The organism is Micromonospora sp. NPDC005215 (assembly GCF_040607915.1).
Taxonomy (GTDB): domain Bacteria; phylum Actinomycetota; class Actinomycetes; order Mycobacteriales; family Micromonosporaceae; genus Micromonospora.
In genome coordinates, this window is record NZ_JBEXHQ010000047.1 from 14,432 (window position 1) to 34,048 (window position 19,617).

16 protein-coding genes are annotated in these 19,617 nt (G+C 71.8%); 6 read left to right on the top strand and 10 right to left on the bottom strand.

The window, feature by feature from the left end; genetic code table 11:
• Positions 1–76 precede the first annotated feature (76 nt).
• The 3 genes from ABZU25_RS27470 to ABZU25_RS27480 all read right to left on the bottom strand — a co-directional run bounded on the left by ABZU25_RS27470 (position 77) and on the right by ABZU25_RS27480 (position 3,310).
• Positions 77–949, bottom strand: coding sequence for a hypothetical protein (locus ABZU25_RS27470; protein ID WP_355032252.1), 873 nt, complete (start codon positions 947–949; stop codon positions 77–79).
• A gap of 159 nt (positions 950–1,108) precedes the next feature.
• Positions 1,109–2,791 carry a CocE/NonD family hydrolase gene (locus ABZU25_RS27475; RefSeq protein ID WP_355032253.1) on the bottom strand — a complete coding sequence of 561 codons (1,683 nt, stop codon included), beginning with the start codon at positions 2,789–2,791 and terminating at the stop codon, positions 1,109–1,111.
• A 3-nt stretch (positions 2,792–2,794) separates the two neighbouring features.
• A complete protein-coding gene (locus ABZU25_RS27480; protein ID WP_355032284.1) occupies positions 2,795–3,310 on the bottom strand; it encodes a MarR family transcriptional regulator in 516 nt (171 codons plus the stop codon).
• 123 nt (positions 3,311–3,433) lie between these two features.
• Between ABZU25_RS27480 and ABZU25_RS27485 the strand changes: the two genes are divergently transcribed.
• Positions 3,434–5,608 (top strand): efflux RND transporter permease subunit, encoded by a 2,175-nt coding sequence (locus tag ABZU25_RS27485; protein WP_355032254.1) that lies wholly within the window; start codon positions 3,434–3,436, stop codon positions 5,606–5,608.
• Here the strand turns inward: ABZU25_RS27485 and ABZU25_RS27490 are convergent.
• A complete protein-coding gene (locus ABZU25_RS27490) occupies positions 5,499–6,917 on the bottom strand; it encodes a DedA family protein (RefSeq protein WP_355032255.1) in 1,419 nt (472 codons plus the stop codon). The two genes, ABZU25_RS27485 and ABZU25_RS27490, sit on opposite strands and share 110 nt — an antisense overlap.
• Positions 6,918–7,050: 133 nt before the next feature.
• Here ABZU25_RS27490 and typA point away from each other — a divergent pair, with 133 nt between their 5' ends.
• Both typA and ABZU25_RS27500 read left to right on the top strand, forming a co-directional pair.
• Positions 7,051–8,919: a translational GTPase TypA gene (gene typA, locus ABZU25_RS27495; protein WP_355032256.1), complete on the top strand. Its 1,869-nt coding sequence runs from the start codon at positions 7,051–7,053 to the stop codon at positions 8,917–8,919.
• A 172-nt stretch (positions 8,920–9,091) separates the two neighbouring features.
• Complete coding sequence (locus tag ABZU25_RS27500; protein WP_355032257.1) at positions 9,092–9,949, top strand: serine hydrolase; 858 nt, start codon at positions 9,092–9,094, stop codon at positions 9,947–9,949.
• Between the two features lie 49 nt (positions 9,950–9,998).
• On the opposite strand, the gene ABZU25_RS27505 is transcribed toward ABZU25_RS27500, so the two are convergent.
• Entirely contained in the window at positions 9,999–10,796 is a 798-nt protein-coding gene (locus ABZU25_RS27505; protein ID WP_355032285.1) for a tyrosine-protein phosphatase, read from the bottom strand.
• Between the two features lie 44 nt (positions 10,797–10,840).
• Here ABZU25_RS27505 and ABZU25_RS27510 point away from each other — a divergent pair, with 44 nt between their 5' ends.
• Complete coding sequence (locus ABZU25_RS27510; RefSeq protein ID WP_355032258.1) at positions 10,841–11,938, top strand: dipeptide epimerase; 1,098 nt, start codon at positions 10,841–10,843, stop codon at positions 11,936–11,938.
• Positions 11,939–12,043: 105 nt separating this feature from the next.
• Positions 12,044–12,922, top strand: a complete 879-nt coding sequence (locus tag ABZU25_RS27515) for an NlpC/P60 family protein (RefSeq protein WP_355032259.1) — start codon at positions 12,044–12,046, stop codon at positions 12,920–12,922.
• 37 nt (positions 12,923–12,959) lie between these two features.
• Here ABZU25_RS27515 and ABZU25_RS27520 read toward each other — a convergent pair whose 3' ends face one another.
• On the bottom strand, positions 12,960–13,958 hold the full coding sequence (locus ABZU25_RS27520) for a TerC family protein (RefSeq protein WP_355032260.1): 999 nt from the start codon (positions 13,956–13,958) through the stop codon (positions 12,960–12,962).
• Between the two features lie 355 nt (positions 13,959–14,313).
• Here ABZU25_RS27520 and ABZU25_RS27525 point away from each other — a divergent pair, with 355 nt between their 5' ends.
• The gene (locus ABZU25_RS27525) at positions 14,314–14,607 is read left to right on the top strand and encodes an antibiotic biosynthesis monooxygenase family protein (protein ID WP_355032261.1); all 294 of its coding nucleotides are present in this window, start codon (positions 14,314–14,316) and stop codon (positions 14,605–14,607) included.
• 122 nt (positions 14,608–14,729) lie between these two features.
• Here ABZU25_RS27525 and ABZU25_RS27530 read toward each other — a convergent pair whose 3' ends face one another.
• The 4 genes from ABZU25_RS27530 to uvrB all read right to left on the bottom strand — a co-directional run bounded on the left by ABZU25_RS27530 (position 14,730) and on the right by uvrB (position 19,381).
• The gene (locus ABZU25_RS27530; RefSeq protein ID WP_355032262.1) at positions 14,730–15,587 is read right to left on the bottom strand and encodes a helix-turn-helix transcriptional regulator; all 858 of its coding nucleotides are present in this window, start codon (positions 15,585–15,587) and stop codon (positions 14,730–14,732) included.
• Positions 15,588–15,810: 223 nt separating this feature from the next.
• Positions 15,811–16,179: a VOC family protein gene (locus ABZU25_RS27535; protein WP_355032263.1), complete on the bottom strand. Its 369-nt coding sequence runs from the start codon at positions 16,177–16,179 to the stop codon at positions 15,811–15,813.
• 81 nt (positions 16,180–16,260) lie between these two features.
• Positions 16,261–17,190 carry a helix-turn-helix domain-containing protein gene (locus ABZU25_RS27540; protein ID WP_355032264.1) on the bottom strand — a complete coding sequence of 310 codons (930 nt, stop codon included), beginning with the start codon at positions 17,188–17,190 and terminating at the stop codon, positions 16,261–16,263.
• Positions 17,191–17,272: 82 nt separating this feature from the next.
• The gene (gene uvrB / locus ABZU25_RS27545) at positions 17,273–19,381 is read right to left on the bottom strand and encodes an excinuclease ABC subunit UvrB (protein ID WP_355032265.1); all 2,109 of its coding nucleotides are present in this window, start codon (positions 19,379–19,381) and stop codon (positions 17,273–17,275) included.
• Between the last annotated feature and the right edge of the window lie 236 nt (positions 19,382–19,617).

Here is a 19,617-nt window from a genome sequence, read left to right on the forward strand (position 1 = left end):
ATAGTTGTTGCCCAAGAGTTGTTGCGGAGTGGACGCGCGGGGAGGGGCGACCCGGCGGCTACGGGCCGCCCCCCGCTCAGGCGACCAGCCGGCGGGCCAGCTCGTCGGCGACCTGTTTGGCGATGGTGGGCGGGATGGCCGCGGCGATCTTCTCCGGCGTCAGCGAGGCCAGCACACCCTGGACGATCGCCGCCTCGTCGGTGAAGTCCTCCCCGGCCAGTGCGTTGAGCGTGGTCTGCAGGGCGGTGAGCTGCTTCGTCATCGCCTGCAGGTTCCAGTTGCCGATCACCGGGGCACCGGTGTCGTCCCGACCCTCCGCCATTCGGGTGTAGATCTGTCCGATCGGGTTTCGGCCGTCCAGCACTGTGAGGTTCTTGTGGACCGTGGCCAGCCAGTTGTGCTCTTCGGGGGTCATGTCGTCGTCCTCCAGGAGTCCGATGGAGCTGAGGTAGCGGCGGAACAACGGCCGCTGGTCGCGGCCCGCCTTGATGGCGTCACGAAAGAAGCTGACGTGGGTGTGCCAGCGGTGCGAACTGTCGCCGGTGCTGCGCTTGCCGAGGCGGTCCCACCGCTTCACAGTGCTGCCGTCGGGGCTGTAGATGACCTCGCGGATGTCCCGGGTGTCGGCCGCGCTCGCGGCGCACTGGCCCACGCACCAGAGCGAGAAGCTGGCCAAGGTGTGCGTACCGCCACCGGAGCGGACCTCGAACTGGCCGACGTCCAGCGCCGCCGCGTCGAGGGTCAGTCCGGCCCGGTCCCGGGGTGACTCGACCACCGAGTAGTCGTTGGTGACCACCCGGTCCGATCCGCAGTGGTATCCGCCGCGGTGGGCCGGGTCGCCGACGATGCCGACCTCCGCCGGATCCAGGTCGTCCGGGCCGGGGGCGTTGTCGAGGTGAGTGAGGAGCAGGCTTCGGAGGGCCAACAGATTAGCCGGGGCCCGGGTCATGGGGTCCCCCTCTCAACTGGGGCGGGGACCGGGCACGACGTCACACCGCGTACGCGGTGCTGGGCTTCGGACGAGCCCGGTCTGCTGATGCACGGCGCCGGGCGTTGAACCAACCATAGCCCGCATTTCCGGTGAATGCCCAGCTCAGGGGGGCTCTGTTCAGATTGGAGGCGAGGCCGGGGCAGAGTGGACGATCGGCAACAGCAGCACCGAGAGGTGCGTCGGGTCATGCAGAACCTGCCGCCAACCGGCACACAGCGTCACCGCCGTACCGAGAGGTTCCCCGGTGCCGGGGTTGCGCGCCCACCGCGGATGGGCGCCGCCGGCTACCTGCACCCGCAGCCGGTGCCCGGTCGCGAACCGGTACGCGGTCGGCCAGAGCGCCACCGGGATCCGCAACGCCCCGGACGAGTCGGCGGGGAAGCGCTCGGGTGTCACCCGCACCAGACCGTCGCACACGTTCCACGATCGACCGCGTCGGTCCACATCGCACAGTCGCACGAAGACGTCCAGGTGTGGCAGCTCACTGCGGACGTGGAGCACGGCGCGTACCGGGCCGATCACCTCGACCGGCCCGGCCAGCGGGGCGCTGGTGTAGGTAAGTACGTCGGGGCGGGCTTCGACCTGCCGGTTGTCCACCGGACCGGCTCGCTGGGCGACCAGCAGCGGCCCACCCAGCGACGGGGTGGGGTCGGCCGGGTCGTACCGGAACTCGTCCGGGGCCGACGCGACCGGTGGGCGTACCGCCAGCTCACCTCCCGGATGCAGGTGCCAGCTGGTCTCGACCGCCGGCGGTGGCCAGTCCGGCAGGTCCCGCCAGCCACCGCCGTGCCCACCCACGTGCAGCCGGACCGGGGCGGACGCGGCGCGGCGCGACCGCCGGCCGACCGGTGGCGCAGCCGGCAGGTGCTCGTCGAGCCAGGCCAACCCCTCTCGCAGGGCAGCCACGAACAGCCCGGGGCTGCCGTGTGTCCAGGGGCCGATCACGAGGCGTGGCGGCGTGCCGGCGGCCCGCAGGGTGGCGTGATCGTCGAGTTGGGCGGGCAGGAAGATGTCGTGCCAACCGCTGACCATGACCACCGGCGCCCGCACCCGGGCCACCCGGTCGGCGAAGACGCGCTCGCGCCAGTACGCCGCCTCCGGGGTGTGGTGGCGCAGCCACTCCTGGAAGAACGGGATGGTCACCCCGGTCGCCACCCGGTCGGCATCCACGAGCGGTAGGTGCGCGAGCGCGGCGGCCAGCCGGGGCTGGCCACGCTTGAGTTCCCCCTGCCGGGCCAACCACGGCACGGTCTGCGCGTGCAGCAGCTCCGCCCAGGTCAGCACGGTGTCCAGGGCGAAGGACTCCCCCGCGTACGTCGAGTCCCGAGTGGCCGAGGCGGTCACCACCGCGACCATCGCGCGCAACTCGTCGCCGGCGTCGGCGGCCAGCGCCCACTGCGCGAACCCCTGGTAGCTGACCCCGAACATGCCCAGCTGGCCGGACCACCAGGGCTGGCGACGGAGCCAGTCCAGGGTGTCCACTCCGTCGTCGCGCTCGTGCACCAGCGGTGCGAACGTGCCACCGGACCCTCCGGTGCCCCGACAGGCCTGGATCACCGCGTGCCGGCCCCGCGCGGCGAGCAGCCGGCCGAGCAGCCGCAGCGGTCCGCCCCGCCCGTACGGGGTGCGGATCAGCACGGTCGGCGCGTCCCGCACCCCCGGGGCGTAGTGGTCGGTGCGCAGCACCACACCGTCGCGGGCCCGGATCGGGATGTCGCGGGTGACCCGCACCGGGCTGGGACGGGTCGGTGGCAACCGCAGCGCGACGCCGGCGAGGCGGGTGACGAGCCGGTCGGGCACCGCTCAGCCCGTCGGCCGGCGGGGTGCCTCGGACCGGGCGGCGCGCACCGCGTCCCGGTGCCCCCGCAGCGACTCGCTCATCTCCGCCATGAACCGGTGCACCACCTCCAGCTCGTCGTCGTCGAAGCGGGCCATCACCGTGTCGGTACGCGCGCCCAGCGGCTGGAAGAACTCCATGGCCAGGGTCGCTCCCTGGTCGGCGTAGTGCAGCAGCACCTTGCGCCGGTCGGCGGTGTCCCGGTCCCGGCGGATGTGACCGGCGCGCTCCAGCCGGTCGATCAGGGCGGTGACCGAGCCGGAGGAGAGGTTGAGTTGCTCGCCGAGGCGGCCGGGGGTGATCGGATCACCGAGCAGCTCGGCGTCCATCACCGCGATCAGGGCCTGCAGGTCGGTCGGGTTGAGGCCGTGCAGGTTGGCGAAGGCGTGACCGACGTGCTGGGCGTCCACCGCGTACCGCCGGAGGTTGCCTGTGATCTCCGCGACCAGCTGCTCGCGGAGCGTGTCGCGCCGCCGGTACATGCCGTGAGTCGCCACCTCGCGCCGCTCTTCCCGTCGTCGGTCTCTCGGGTTGCAGCATAGAACAGCCCTCGATAATCTCGGCTATCAAGATACTCGGCTGCCGAAGGACTTTGGGGTCTTCTGATGTCTCTGTTCACCACTGTCGCGCGCGGCCGGCTGACCGCCTGGCTCACCGTGGCCGCGGCGATCGTCGTCGGCGCGGTCGTCTTCGGAACGCCCCAACCGGACAACCCGGCCCCGGTCTCCGCCACCGGCCTGTCGGCGCAGTGGCAGTCGACCCAGGTGGAGCGCCTGCAGGAGCAGTTGCCGTCCAGCGAGGTCCAGCCAGCCATCGTGGTGGTGAGTCGAGGTGACGGCGGCGCGCTGAGCGAGGCCGACCGGGCCACCGTCACCGCCCGCTCCGGCGACCTGGGCCGCTTCGCGGTGGGCGGGCGGGTCAGCCCCCCGCAGCTCTCCCCGGACGGGGCGGTCGCGCTGGTCGCCGTGCCGGTCGACACCAGCGGTGGTCAGGACGAGGTCACCGACACCGTCGATCAGCTGCGCGCCGCGCTGGCCGACCTGCCCGGCGGGCTGACCGCCGAGGTGACCGGTGCCCCCGCCTTCACCGCCGACCTGTCCTCGGTGTTCGACGGGGCCGACGTCACCCTGCTCGCGGTTACCGCTGCCGTGGTGGCGGTGCTGCTGCTGATCACCTACCGCAGCCCGTTCCTGTGGATCGTGCCGCTGGTCGTGGTCGCCGCGACCGAGCAGCTCACCCTGCGCGCGGTCGACGCCATCGTGCCGGCCGTCGGTATCAACCTCCAGCAGGGCCAGGTCACCGGCATCGCCAGCGTGCTGGTCTTCGGCGCCGCCACCGACTACGCGCTGCTGCTCATCGCCCGCTACCGGGAGGAGTTGCGGCGCGAGCAGGACCGGTACGCGGCCATGCGCGCCGCGTTGCGCCGTACCGCCGAGCCCATCCTCGCCAGCGGCGGCACCGTGGTGCTCGGCGTCCTCACCCTGCTGCTCAGCGAACAGGAGACGAACCGGGCACTGGCGGTGGCCTGCGCCACCGGCGTGGTCTTCGCCATGCTCTCGGCGTTGTTCGTGCTCCCCGCCGTGCTGGTGCTCCTCGGTCGCGGCCTGTTCTGGCCGTTCGTACCCCGCGTCGGTGGCCCGGCCCGGGAGGGACGGCTCTGGGGACGGCTCGGCGCCGCCGTGCAACGCCGCCCGGTGGTGGTCGCGGTGCTGGCCACAGTGCTGCTCGGTGGCCTGGCGCTGGGTGGGCTCGGGATCCGCACCGGCCTGTCCGAGACCGAGCAGTTCCGCGCCGAGCCCGAGGCGGTGACCGGGGCGCAGACCCTGGCCCGCGCGTTCCCCGCCGGCAGCACCCAGCCGGTGGCCGTGCTCACCAACCCGGCGGCGGTGCGGGCGGTCACCGACGCCGCCACCGCCGTGGCCGGGGTCGCCTCGGCACGCCCCGGTGACGCCGGTGACGCCGTCGCCCAGGTCGACGTCGTCCTGGACGCCGAACCCGGCACCACCGCCTCGGACCGCGCGATCGAGGCGCTGCGCGACGCGGTCGCCGCCGTTGCCGATTCCGCTCCTCCGGCCGCCGCCGGCGCCGACGCGCCATCCGGGGCGATCGTCGGTGGCTCCGTGGCCGCCACCTACGACTCCGACGAGGCCAACGACCGCGACCTGCGACTGATCCTGCCGATCATCCTGTTGCTCGTCGCCGCCGTGCTCGTGCTGCTGCTCCGCGGCCTGCTCGCCCCGCTGCTGCTGGTGCTCACCGTGATCGCGTCGTTCTTCGCCAGCCTCGGCGCGGCGTGGCTGCTCTTCGACCACGTGCTGGGCTTCCCCGCACTGGACAGCGGCGTGCTGCTGCTCGCCTTCGTGTTCCTGGTGGCGCTCGGGGTGGACTACAACATCTTCCTGGTCACCCGGGCCCGGGAGGACGCGCGCAGCGCGGGCACCCGCGACGGGATGCTCTCCGCCCTGCGGGTCACCGGCGGCGTGATCACCAGTGCCGGGGTGCTGCTCGCCGCGGTCTTCGCCGTGCTCGGCGTGCTGCCACTGATCACGCTGACCCAGATCGGCATCATCGTCTGCATCGGCGTGCTGCTCGACACCCTGCTGGTCCGCACGGTCCTGGTGCCGGCGCTGGCGTTCCTGCTCGGTGACCGCTTCTGGTGGCCCGGACGGATCAACAAGGCTCCACCGGGCGGCGGCGCCCCTGCGGCGGCGTCCGCGCCTGGTCGTCCGGCTCCTCCAGATCAGCCACCGCCCGGTCCCGGGTGGCCCAGGCGACAATGAACACCACCGTCCAGAGCACTCCGAGCAGCACCGCCGCTGCGGTCCCGCTCGCCGTGTCCAGGCCGAGGTAGAGCCGCGCGCCACCGATCCCGAGCATCCCCGCGGCGGCGGCTGTCCACGCCGCCACCGCCACCGGCCACCGGGCGCTGCGCGACACCAGCCAGGCCAGGGTGCAGAAGCTCGCCGCGACCACGGCGTTCTGGGTCGAGAGCGGGGCCACCTCACCGCCGCCCGGTGTGGTGCCGTGCGCGCCGGTCACCTCGGCGGCCACGGCCAGCACCACCAGCGGCACGAACGCGCCCACCGTGCCGACGACGCTGAGCAGGTCCGCCCGCCATGGTCGGCTGCGCCACGCCAGCACCGCCGCCACCAACCCCACCAAGGTGATCAACACCGACCCGCGTACCACCGACACCACGACCATCGTGGCCTCGGCGGCGTGGGGGGTACGCCGGGCGGCGAACCACGCCGCGACGGCGTCGTCCAGCGCGGCCAACCCACTGTTGCGGATCGCCAGGGCGAGCAGGCCGGCGATGGCGAGCCCGGCGGCGAAGAGCAGCAGGAGCCCGGCGGCCAGATTGAGCAGCAGCGTCCAGGCCGGCCCGATCCGCACGGTTACCAGGAAGCACAGCACTCCGTAGCGGGCGGTGAGCCACCGCACCGGGGGTAGCGCGCCGGCCCGGGACAGCAGCGCGCGGACCGGATCGGGATTGCGACCCAACCACCGGCCGACGAGCACGACTCCCAGCAGGCCGGCCAGCAGCAGCAGCGCCACGCCGGTGGCCCGGCCGAGCAGCCGGGAGACCGTGTCGTACGACTCACCGGCGAGGTGACCGAGCAGGACCGAGCCGCCCGCCCAGGTCGCCACCCCGGCCAGGTTCCACGGCGCGAACCTCCGGTACGGCATGCCGGCCGCACCGGCCAGCCGGGGCACCAGGGTGCGGGCGAAGGCCACCCAACGGGCCAGGAACACACCCCGCCCGCCGAGCCGGGCGAGCATGGCATCGGCCCTGGCCCACCGCTCGGAACCGACCCGGTGACCCAGCCCGGCGCGCAGCCGGGGCCCGTAGCGCCGTCCGGCGCGGAAGGCCAGCCCGTCACCGAGGGCCGCCGCGACGATCATCGCGAGCAACGCCGGTCCGAGCCGCAAGGTACCGTTGTAGGTGAGGAAGCCGACGAGCAGCAGGGTAGCCTCACCCGGCACGAGCAGGCCGAAGATCACCGCGGTCTCGCCCGCCACGATCAGCGCGGCGACCAGGTAGATCCAGAGGGTGGGCAGACTCTGCACCCAGGTCAGCAGGTCGTGCACTCAGGCCCCCGGAACACGGGAGTCAGCATGCCAGCCGGGGGAACCACCCGAACAGCAGTTTCACCATAGATCAGGGGCACCTGGGGGTGACCCCGACGCGGCCTGCGCGAGCGCAGGCGGAAGGATAGAGGGTATGCAGCTTCGCACCGACCTCCGCAACGTCGCCATCATCGCTCACGTCGACCACGGCAAGACCACGCTTGTCGACGCCATGTTGCGGCAGGCCGGGGCGTACGGCGCCCGGGGCGAGAACACCGAGCGGGTGATGGACTCGGGTGACCTGGAGCGGGAAAAGGGCATCACGATCCTGGCCAAGAACACCGGCGTGCGTTACCTGCCGGCGGACGGCTCCGACCCGGTCACCATCAACATCATCGACACCCCCGGCCACGCCGACTTCGGTGGCGAGGTGGAGCGCGGCCTGACCATGGTCGACGGCGTGGTGCTGCTCGTCGACGCCAGCGAGGGCCCGCTGCCGCAGACCCGCTTCGTGCTGCGCAAGGCGCTGCAGGCGCGGATGCCGATCATCCTGGTGATCAACAAGGTGGACCGCCCCGACGCCCGGATCAAGGAGGTCGTGGACGACACCTACGAGCTCTTCCTCGACCTGGACGCCGACGAGCAGCAGATCGACTTCCCGATCGTCTACGCCTGTGCCCGCGACGGTGTCGCCTCGCTGACCCAGCCCGCCGACGGCTCGGTGCCGGACGACAGCACCTCCCTGGAGCCGCTGTTCCGCACCCTGCTGGACACCATCCCGCCGCCCTCGTACGACGACGGCGCGCCGCTTCAGGCACACGTGACAAACCTCGACGCCTCGCCGTTCCTCGGCCGGCTGGCGCTGTGCCGGGTCCGCCAGGGCACCATCACCAAGGGTCAGACGGTGGCCTGGTGCCGCACCGACGGCAGCACCCAGCGGGTCCGCATCTCCGAGATGCTGATGACCGAGGGCCTGGAGCGCAAGCCGGCCGAGAGCGCCGGCCCGGGCGACATCATCGCGGTCGCCGGCATCCCGGAGATCATGATCGGTGAGACGCTCGCCGACGCGGAGAACCCGGTCGCGCTGCCGCTGATCACGGTCGACGAGCCGGCCATCTCGATGACCATCGGCACCAACACCTCGCCACTGGTCGGCCGGGTCAAGGGCGCCAAGGTCACCGCCCGGATGGTCAAGGACCGGCTCGACAAGGAGCTGGTCGGCAACGTGTCGCTGCGGGTGCTGCCCACCGAGCGGCCGGACGCCTGGGAGGTGCAGGGCCGCGGCGAGCTGGCGCTGGCCATCCTGGTCGAGCAGATGCGCCGGGAGAGCTACGAGCTGACCGTCGGCAAGCCGCAGGTCGTGACCAAGGAGATCGACGGCAAGACCTGCGAGCCGGTCGAGCGGCTGACCATCGACGCCCCCGATGAGTACCTGGGCGCGATCACCCAGCTCCTCGCCACCCGCAAGGGTCGGATGGAGCAGCTGGTCAACCACGGCACCGGTTGGATCCGGATGGAGTGGCTCGTTCCGGCGCGTGGCCTGATCGGCTTCCGCACCGAGTTCCTCACCGACACCCGGGGCACCGGCATCCTGCACCACGTCTTCGAGTCCTACGAGCCGTGGTTCGGTGAGCTGCGGACCCGCAACAACGGCTCGCTGGTCGCCGACCGGGCCGGCGCGGTCACTGCCTTCGCGATGACCAACCTGCAGGAGCGCGGTCAGCTCTTCGTCGAGCCGACCACCGAGGTGTACGAGGGCATGATCGTCGGAGAGAACTCCCGCTCCGACGACATGGACGTCAACATCACCAAGGAGAAGAAGCTCACCAACATGCGGCAGTCGACCTCCGACGAGACCGAGAAGCTGGTCCCGCCGCGCAAGCTCACCCTGGAGCAGGCGCTGGAGTTCTGCCGCGAGGACGAGTGCGTCGAGGTCACCCCGGCCACGGTGCGCATCCGCAAGGTGGTGCTCGACCAGCAGCAGCGGGGCCGGGCCGCCGCCCGCCGCAAGCACGCCGGCTGACCGCAGCAGCACCCGACACCGGGCGCGTCGACCGCTTGCGGTCGGCGCGCCCGTCCGTTTCCGGCAGGGTACGCGGGCCGCCCCGAGCGGCAGGGGTACGCGGGCCGCCCCGAGCGGCAGGGGTACGCGGGCCGCCCCGAGCGGCCCTCGCCGATCGGCTACGGTCACCGGCATGACCTGGGATGATCTCGACGCCCACCTGGACGGGGTGCCCGGCACCGTCTCGGCGTACGTGGGACGGCTCGACGCGCCGCCGACCTGGACCCGCCACCCGGACGTCGCCCACTACGCGGCGAGCACCATGAAGGTGGCGGTGCTCGCCGCGCTGCACCGGGCCGCCGAGGCGGGCACGCTGGACCTGGACGCCCCGGTCGCCGTGGTCAACGAGTTCGACTCCGCCCAGTCCGGTGCACCCCGGTTCTCCTGCGCGCAGCCCTACGACAACGATGACGCGGTCTGGGACCGGCTGGGCGGCTCGGCGCCGCTGCGCTGGCTGGCCGAGCGGATGATCGTGCGCTCCAGCAATCTGGCCACCAACCTGGTCATCGGGCACGTCGGGCTGCCCGCGGTGGCCGAGGTGTGGGCGCTGGTCGGCGCCCGTGCCAGCGTGACGGGTCGGGGCATCGAGGACTTCGCCGCCCGCGCGGCCGGCATCACCAACACGGTCACCGCCGCCGACCTGGCCGCCCTGCTCGGCGCGCTGGCCACCGGGGCCAGCGCCCCGGGCCGGCTCGCCTCGCCGGCGGCCTGCTCGGCCATGCTGGACGTCCTGCTCGCCCAGGAGCACCGGGAGGACCTGGCCGCCGGCCTGCCCGAGGGCACCCGCATCGCGCACAAGAGCGGTTGGGTACGCGGTGTGCGCCACTGCGCCGGCGTGGTGCTGCCCGCCGACGCCCCGCCGTACCTGATCGCCGTCTGCACCACCACCGAACCGACCGACGGCAACGACGACGACGAGACCGAGGCCGACGCCTGCCTGCTGATAGCGCACCTCTCCGCGCAGGTCTGGGCCGCACGCCACCAGCTCTGACCCCGTACCCGCCGCACGCACCGGAGACCCGGGGTGGCGGGCGCGCCGGTCACTCCAGCAACCGCTCCCGCAACGCGCCGAGGGTCTCGTTGGTGAGCCCGAGTCCGTCGCGCAGGTACGCGTCGAACGACCCGTGCACCCGGCGCACCTCGTCGTAGGCGGCGTCGAGGTACTCGGCGCGGACTTCCAACACCGGCAGCACCGCGTCGACGTCCAGCTCCGGCTGCCGCCGTCGCATCGCCTCGACGATCACCACGCGCAGGCTCTCGGTGAGCTCGTTGTTGCGCAGGTAGTCGGCGCGGACCGCCGCCTCGTCCACCCCGAGCGCCGTCAACAGGATGACGGTGAGCCAACCGGTGCGGTCCTTGCCCGCGGAGCAGTGGTAGACCAACGGCAGGTTCTCCGGCTGCGCGGCGAGCCGTACCGCCTCGGCGAAGCCGACCCGAGCCGACTCCCCGGTGACGAACCACCGGTAGATGGCGGCCATCGCCCCCGCGGTGCCCTGCCGGGCCAACTCCGCGTACGCGTCCAGGTCGTGGCCCAGCAGCACCGCCGATACGTACGTGAAGACCGGGTGCTCCGGGTCGTGCACCGGGAGGCACACCACCCGTGGCTCGCCGGCCAGCCGATCCGTCGGGGCGACCGCGATCTCCGCGGGGGCGCGCAGATCCAGCACGCACGCCGGCCCCAGCTTCGCGAGCACCGGCAGGTCCTCGTCGGTCAGCCGTCCCAGCGCCGGAGTCCGGATCAGCTGCCCCACGCGAACCCGCCGGCCGTCGGCGCCGACCAGCCCGCCCAGCTCACGCGCGTTCGGTGCGCCCACCAGCTCCCAGCCCTGCCCGGTCATCCGCTCCCCCATCCTGCCGCGTGCCTGCGTATAGGGTGCCTGACATGACGATCTCGGAGGTACGCACCCACCGGGTTTCCGCCCCCCTACACACCCCGTTCGTCACCGCGCTGCGGCGTACCACCACAGTGGACACGCTTGTCGTCGAGCTGGTTGACACCGACGGTCGGTCCGGCTTCGGCGAGGCGCCCCAGGTCTGGCAGGTTACCGGTGCGTCGGTCGCCGGCGCACGGGCCTGCGTACGTGAAATGCTCGGTCCGCGGTTGATCGGTCGTGACCCGGACGACCTGGTGACCCGTTGCGCCGAGGTGCAGCGCGCCGTGGCGGGCAACGAGGCGGCAAAGGCGGCGGTGGACGTCGCCCTGCACGACCTCGCCGCCCGGCGGCTGGGCGTACCCCTGGTGCGGTTGCTCGGGGGCACCACGCTGCGGGTGCCGACGGACGTCACCCTGGCGGCGGGCGACGCGGTGGACCTGGCGGCGGCGGCGCGGCAGCGGCAGGCCGACGGGTTCGGCGTGCTCAAGTTGAAGGTCGGCACCGATGCGAGCACCGACCTGGACCGGGTACGCGCCGTCCGCGCGGCCGTCGGCCCCGGGGTCAAGATCCGGCTCGACGCCAACCAGGGCTGGACACCCCGGGAGGCGGTCCGGGTGATTCGTGGCATCGAGGACGCCGGGCTCGACGTGGAGTTGGTCGAGCAGCCGGTGGCCCGCTGGGACCTGGACGGGCTGGCCTGGGTGAGCGACCGGGTGTCAGTGCCGATCCTGGCCGACGAGGCGGTCTTCGGGGTCCGTGACCTGGTGGAGGTGATCCGCCGTCGGGCCGCCGACCTGGTCAACGTCAAGCTGGCCAAGTGTGGCGGGCTGCACCCGGCGCGTACCCTCCTCGAACTGGCCACCGCCCACGGGCTCGGCACGGTGGTCGGTTCGATGATGGAGAGTCAGGTCGGCATCGGGGCGGCGGCGAGCCTGGTCGCCGCGTACGGCACCACAGCGGTCGCCGACCTGGATGCCGCCTGGTGGCTGGCCTGGTCGCCGGTGCAGGGCGGGATACGCTACGACGGGGCGACCGTGGTGCTGCCGAACGCCCCTGGCCTGGGCATTTCCGGGCTGACTGAAGCAAAGGTGCAGGCCCATGCTTGATGAGTGTTGGTTTCTTTCATAGGGTTTCCCTGGACAACCGACCGACTCGATCTGGGGGTTGACGTGGAGCTGCAACCGGGCCGCGAGGCCGTCGTTCGAGTCGCTGTGGCAACACTGTGGACCTCGCCCGAGGCGATCCGGCCGGTCGATCGCCCGGCGCTGACCGCCGGCGCCGACATCCCGGCCTGGGTCTCCGGTCTCAGCACCGAGCAGCAGGTCGGCGACTGTGTGCTGAGCCAACTCCTGCTCGGCGAGCGGGTCCTCGTCAGCGAGTTACGACCGGACGGCTGGGCCCGGGTCGTCGCCGTCGAGCAGCCAGCCGCCAAGCTGGACCCACGCGGCTACCCGGGCTGGCTCCCCGCCGACCAACTGGCAGTTGTCGACCCGGCCACCGGCACCGACCGCCCGCTGGTGGTGGACGCCACGGTCACCGGGCTGCACGCCACCCCGGGCGGTCCGGTGGTGTTGCCCGGCGTCGTCGTCGGCACCCGCCTGGTCCCGGCCGGGCCCGCCCGCGACGGCTGGCGGCCGGTGCACGCCCCGGGGCAGGCCGCGCCGCTCTGGCTGCCCGACAGCCACCTGGTCCCGGCATCGGCGGCGTCACCGAACGCCGAGCAGGCGCTCGCGGTGGCACAGCGACTGCTGGACGTCGTCTACATCTGGGGTGGTCTCTCCGCGCACGGCATCGACTGCTCCGGCCTCGTGCACCTGGCCTGGCGACGGTTCGGGGTGCTGCTACCGCGCGACGCCGACGACCAGGCCGTCGCCACCACCCCGCTGGCGTTGGGGGCGGAACGCCCCGGTGATCTCTACTTCTTCGCCCGGCCCGGCCGCAAGATCCACCACATCGGCATCGTCACCGCCCCACCCGGGAACGGCGGCGAGCGGCGGATGCTGCACGCCTGCTACCGGCGGCGGCGGGTCATCGAGGAGCCGCTGCCGGCCGATCGGACCGCCACGCTGGTCGGCGCGCACCGGGTCTGACCGGCCGGGCGCCTCGGGGCACCCGGCCGGTGCCCGGTCAGCGTCGGGCGTCGGCCAACTCGCGGCGTCGGTCCCGGGCGGACTTGATCAGGCTGGCGGCGGTGGCGACGCCCAGCGTGCCAATGATCACCAGCAGCGACAGCCAGATCGGGATGTGCGGCGCCCAGCCAACGTGCTCACCACCGTTGATGAACGGCAGATTGTTGTCGGCCAACGCCTCCAGCACCAGCTTGACCCCGATGAAGCCGAGCACGACGGCCAGGCCGTAGCTCAGGTAGATCAGGCGGTCGAGCAGGCCACCGAGCAGGAAGTAGAGCTGACGAAGGCCCATCAGCGCGAAGACGTTCGCGGTGAAGACCAGGTAGGGCTCCTGGGTGATGCCGAAGATCGCCGGGATCGAGTCCAGGGCGAAGATCAGGTCGGTGGTGCCGATCGCGATCATCACGATCAGCATCGGGGTGAACAACCGCTTGCCGGCCGCGTGGGTGGTGAGCTTCGCGCCGTCGTACTCCTTGGAGATCGGCAGCGCCTTGCGGCTCCACCGGATCAGCAGGTTCTCGGAGAACTCGTCCTCGTCCGGCTCACCCTGCCGGGCCAGGTTGACCGCGGTGTAGATCAGGAACGCGCCGAAGATGTAGAAGACCCAGGAGAACTGCGAGATCAGCGCCGCACCGGCGGCGATGAATCCACCGCGCATCACCAGCGCCAGCACGATGCCGACGAGCAGCACCTTCTGCTGGTACTGCCGGGGCACCCCGAAGCGGGCCATGATGATCACAAAGACGAAGAGGTTGTCGACCGAGAGGCTGTACTCGGTGAGCCAGCCGGTGTAGAACTGCCCGGCCGGGCTGGCGCCGGCGGTCAACCAGACACCCGCCCCGAAGAGCAGGGCAAGCCCGACGTAGAAGGCGACCCAGAGGCTCGACTCCCGCACACTCGGCTCGTGCGGGCGCCGACCGATGATCAACAGGTCGACGAGCAGGACCGCAGTCAGTGCGACAAGCGTCCCCGCCCACACCAATCCGGACACGTCCAACGTTCATTCCTCCGGCAGACACGCGGCGTCGGGCACACCGTACGCCCCCGCTGGGGCCGGCGTGCCGCTGTCGCTCACTCTGGTGACTGTCGGAGGTCTCTTCCGCCGCCGCCCCTGCACCAGGGGTGGCGACCTACGGGGCCGGGTCGGGCCGCCGTGGTTCCGACGGTCGACCGTGCTGACGACTCCGTTGCGGGGGAATACTCCCCTCCTCGGTGACCATTGTTGCCCACCACGCCCCGTGATCACACCCCGGGCAACCGGTGTCGCAGAACACCTGCGGCCCGGGACCACGTCGACGGCGGAGCACACCCCCACCCAGGGCCGCCACCGCCCGTCGTGGGAGGCTTCCGACATGGTGCTTGAGGTCGCGCTGATCGACGTACTGCCCGGACACGAGGACGCGTTCGCCGCCGCGTACGCCGAGGGTCACCCAGTGCTCGCCGGGGCGACCGGCTGCCGGTCCGTCCGGATGACCCGGGGCATCGAGTCTCCGACGCGCTTCGTGCTGCTTGTCGAATGGGACTCGGTCGAGGCGCACGAGCAGAACTTCCGGGCCACCGAGCGGTTCGAGCAGTGGCGGGCGTTGATCGGGCCACACTTCGCCGGGCCGCCCTCGGTCGAGCACTTCCTCGACGTACCGGCCTGAGCGAATCTGTCGTACCCCGCGGTTACCGTGCTCTGCGCACGCGCCGGCCGCCGGTCCCGACGGGCTCGGGGGCGCCGGGCACGGTGGCCGCGCGGCGTGCCACCCTGCGCGCCAACCGCCCGCTACTCGCCGGCGCGACGGGCCAGCGCGGTGACCGTCTCCTCCGGTGACAGCGCAGCCACCAGCAACGCCTCGGTCATCCGCTCGTAGCGGCCGACATCGAGCACGGTGGCCAACCGGACGTCGGTGGTCAACGCCTCGATCATCACCGTCCGCGGGTCCGCCGGGTCGGGAAAGGCATAGCAGGAGTACGGCGTGAGCGGGTGCAGCCCACCACCGGCCGCCCCACGTGGCAGCAGCCGCACCGTGACATGGGACAACCCGGTCACGGTGACCAGGTGCCGCAACTGCTCACGCCACACCGCTTCCGGCAGGTCGCCTCGATCGCAGACCGCCGCGGCGAGCACCGCCGTGTAACGCGGCGGATAGGCGCGCCGCAACACCTCCTGCCGCAGCGTACGGGCGCGCACCTCGGCCTCCACATCGAGCTCCGGTGTGAACTGCGCGCCGGCCTCCACCAGCACCCGGGTGTACGCGGGTGTCTGGAGCAGCCCCGGCACGACCGTCGGCTGGTACTCGACGATGTCGGCCGCGCCCGCCTCCAACTCGGCGTAGGTGCGCTGTCGTTCGCTCATCTCGCCGAGCGTCTTCCACCAACCCCGGCTGGTCGCCGCGTCGCGAGCGATCACGATCAGCGCGTCCCGGGTAGGAGTGGGCACCTTGTAGATGTCCAGCAGATCGAGCACGTCCGCGAGGTCCGGACGACTCTGACCCAGCTCGATGCGGGACAGCTTCGACGTCGAGGCCCAGCCCAGCCGGTCGCAGACCTGCTCCAGGGTCAGCGCCTCGCGCCGACGCAGCTGGCGCAACTCAGCGCCGAGACGTGCACGTCGAATGACAGGACTCGTTGGCAGCGGCATCCCGGCCTCCCCATCGAGGGAGCGTACGCAGGACGATCACCCAGTGCAATAGCTCGCTCGCTCACCGCAATCAGGTCATTCGGCGCGGTGGGCGACCGGACTGGCGGGTTCCAGCGTCGGCTGCGAGGCGAGGCCGAGAAGTCCCCTGCGGGCCCGGGCGAGCGGTGTGCCGCGCACCGATCCTTCGCCAGCGCGGGCTGAGTCCGGGTCCGGGTGCCGCGGTTCAGGGCCGGTAGGTGCCGAAGGCCCAGACGTTGCCGGCCAGGTCACGGGCGGCGTAGTCACGGGAGCCGTAGTCGGTGTCGAACGGTTCCTGGGTGATCTCGGCCCCGGCCGCGCGGGCCTGGGCGCAGTGGGCGTCGACGTCCGGCACGGCCACGTACACCGACCAGTCGTCGTGGGCCGGCCTGGACGTCGCGTCGGCCCGACCGCCCAGCATGATCATGCCGCTGTCGAGGACGAGTTCGGCGTGCGCGACCGTACCGTCCGGTGCTTCGTGCACGGCGTGCACCTGGAAACCGAAGGCGGAGCAGAGCCAGTCGATCGCGGCGCGGGGATCGGGGTAACGGAAGACAGGGTAGAGGGTTCGCATGACCACATTCTGCCGTCGGCGGATTGGAGCCGGATTGGACGAATGTGACCTCGGCGGGTCGTCCAGCGACCGGGCGGTACGTCAGCCGGCCGGCGTCGACCGGGCCGCGAGCAGCGCGGCCGGAGTCGCCCCCGCGAACTGGTGAAAGTCCCGGATCAGGTGGGACTGGTCGTAGTAACCGCATCGCGCCGCCACCGCCGCCCAGTCGACGGCCTGCCCCCTGCTGGATGCCGCCGCCCCGGACGGTCCCGGGCCGGACGGGTCCGCGCCGGCTGCGGATTGGCCAGCGCCGGACGGCGGTCTGGCACCCGGCCCGATCACGGCGTTCGGCCCCACGTCGCTCAGCGCCGTGCACGCGTGCTGGAAGCGCAGCAACCGGGCGACCATCTTGGGTGGCAGCCCGATCTCCTGCCGGAACCGGGATGCGAGGTGCCGCCGGCTCCAGCCCAGCTCGTCGGCGAGCACACCGACGCCCTCCTGGCCACCGCTGGCCACCAGCCACCGCCACGCCCAGTCGAGCCGGGCGTCCACGGGCGGCGACGCCGCCAGGCGGCCGGCGAGCACCCTGTCGAGCAGGGCGAACCGCTCCGGCCAGGCCGCCGCCTCGGCGAGCTGGCCCCGCAGCCGATCCAGCCAACGGCCCGGGAGCTGCCCAACGCCCACGGCACGATTGGTCAGCTCACCGAGCGGCAGGCCGAGGAGCCGGCGGGCGGTCAGTGGGGCGAGCAGCAACTCGACGCCCTCCCCCACACCCATCGTGCGCGTGGCGCACCAGCCGTCGAAGGTGCCGGCCACGAACGAGTCGACCCCGCTGGCCCCGCGCTCCGCGCTGCGCGGGTCGGTCACGTCCAGCGGAGCACCCCAGCCCAGGATCAGCACCACGAAGACGCCCGCCGACTCCCGGCGGACCAGTGGGAGGTCCGCCTGTTCCCGGTAGCCGACGTACCGGTCGACGAACGGGCGCAGGCTGACCTCGGGCAGCCCGACCACCATCTCCCCGACCGGTGTCACCGCCGTCACCCTCGCCCGCCCTTCGCCCGCCCTGGTCGGCCGTGCCCCCAGCGGAGCGCAGGTCACGCCCAGCCGCTGGTCGTCACTTCACGCCGGCGGCGTCCATGCCGCGCAGCTCCTTCTTCAGGTCGGAGACCTCGTCACGGATCCGGGCCGCCAGCTCGAACTGCAACTCGCGGGCGGCGGCCAGCATCTGGTCGCTGAGTTCCTGGATGAGCTGGGCGAGGTCGGCGCGGGCCATCCCCTCCCGTGAGGTGGTCGTGGCGGTGCTCCGGCTCCGGCTGCGGGTCTCCTTGACCGGCGCCTTGCCCCGGGAGAGCTGACGCACCGCGCCGCCGACCCGGGAGTTTTCGGTGTCCTCCGCCTCGCGGTAGATGTCGTCCAGGATGTCGTGGATCTTCTTGCGCAGCGGCTCCGGGCTGATCCCGTGCGCCTCGTTGTGCGCGACCTGCTTGGCCCGACGCCGATCAGTCTCGTCGATCGCCGTCGCCATCGACGGGGTGATCTTGTCGGCGTACATGTGCACCTGACCGGAGACGTTTCGGGCGGCCCGCCCGATGGTCTGGATCAGCGAGCGCCCGCTGCGCAGGAAGCCCTCCTTGTCGGCGTCGAGGATCGCCACCAGCGACACCTCGGGCAGGTCCAGACCCTCGCGGAGCAGGTTGATGCCGACCAGCACGTCGTAGTCGCCCTTGCGCAGCTCGCGCAGCAGCTCCACCCGGCGCAACGTGTCGACCTCCGAGTGCAGGTAGCGCACCCGGATGCCGTTTTCCAGGAGGTAGTCGGACAGGTCCTCGGCCATCTTCTTGGTCAGGGTGGTGACCAGGACCCGCTCGTCACGATCGGTCCGCAGTTTGATCTCGTGCATCAGGTCGTCGATCTGACCCTTGGTCGGCTTGATCACGACCTGCGGGTCGACCAGCCCGGTGGGCCGGATGACCTGCTCGACGAACTCGCCCTGGGCCTGCTCCATCTCCCACGTGCCGGGAGTCGCGGAGAGGTAGACCAGCTGGCCGACCCGCTCCAGGAACTCGTCGAAGCGCAACGGCCGGTTGTCGGCCGCGCTGGGCAGCCGGAAGCCGTGGTCGATGAGCATCCGCTTACGGGACGCGTCGCCCTCGTACATGCCGCCGATCTGCGGGATGGTCACGTGTGACTCGTCGACAACGGTGAGGAAGTCGTCGGGGAAGTAGTCGAGCAGGGCGTGCGGCGGGCTGCCGGGCAGCCGCCCGTCCATGTGCATCGAGTAGTTCTCGATGCCGGAGCAGAAGCCCACCTGACGCATCATCTCGATGTCGTAGGTGGTACGCATGCGCAGCCGCTGCGCCTCCAGCAGCTTGCCCTGCCGCTCCAGCTCGGCCAGCCGCTCGGCCAGCTCCACCTCGATGTCACCGATCGCCCGCTCCATCCGCTCCGGACCGGCCGCGTAGTGCGTGGCGGGGAAGATCACCAGCTGGTCGACCTCGCGGACCACGTCACCGGTCAACGGGTTGAGGTAGTAGAGCTTCTCCACCTCGTCGCCGAACAGCTCGATCCGGATCGCCAGCTCCTCGTACGCCGGGATGATCTCCAGGGTGTCGCCGCGGACCCGGAAGGTGCCGCGCTGGAAGGCCATGTCGTTGCGGGTGTACTGGATGTCGACAAGCCGGCGCAGCAACTGGTCGCGGTCGAGCTCCTGGCCGACCTGCACCCGGACCGCCCGGTTGAGGTATTCCTCCGGAGTGCCCAGGCCGTAGATCGCCGAGACGGTCGCCACCACGATCACGTCGCGGCGGGTGAGCAGCGACATCGTCGCCGAGTGCCGCAGCCGCTCGACCTCCTCGTTGATCGAGGAGTCCTTCTCGATGTAGGTGTCGGTCTGCGGGATGTAGGCCTCGGGCTGGTAGTAGTCGTAGTACGAGACGAAGTATTCGACGGCATTGTGCGGCAGCAGCTCGCTGAACTCCTTGGCCAGCTGCGCGCAGAGTGTCTTGTTCGGGGCGAGCACCAGGGTCGGGCGCTGCAACCGCTCGATCAACCACGCCGTGGTGGCGCTCTTGCCGGTGCCGGTCGCGCCGAGCAGCACGGTGTTGCGGTCGCCGCGCCGCACCCGGCGCTCAAGATCGTCGATGGCCGCCGGTTGGTCGCCGGCGGGCTGGAAGTCACTGACGACCTGGAAGCGGTTGTCGAGCCGGGGAATGTCGAGCGCCATGTCATCAACGGTACGCCGGAGGTCCGACAGGAAAGGCCGTCACACCAGGTACGTGATCAGCTTCAATATCCCCATTGTGTGGCCCATGTCACCGGGACTACCCTCTCCATGTAGGCCGCTCGCGGCGGCCGACCGGGCCGGTGGCCAGGCCGTCATCACGGCCGGCCGCCCCCGGCACTGCGGTCGCAGCACCCGGCTCGTCCGGCGTGCGCACCCGTGTGGTCGCGCTCGAGGCG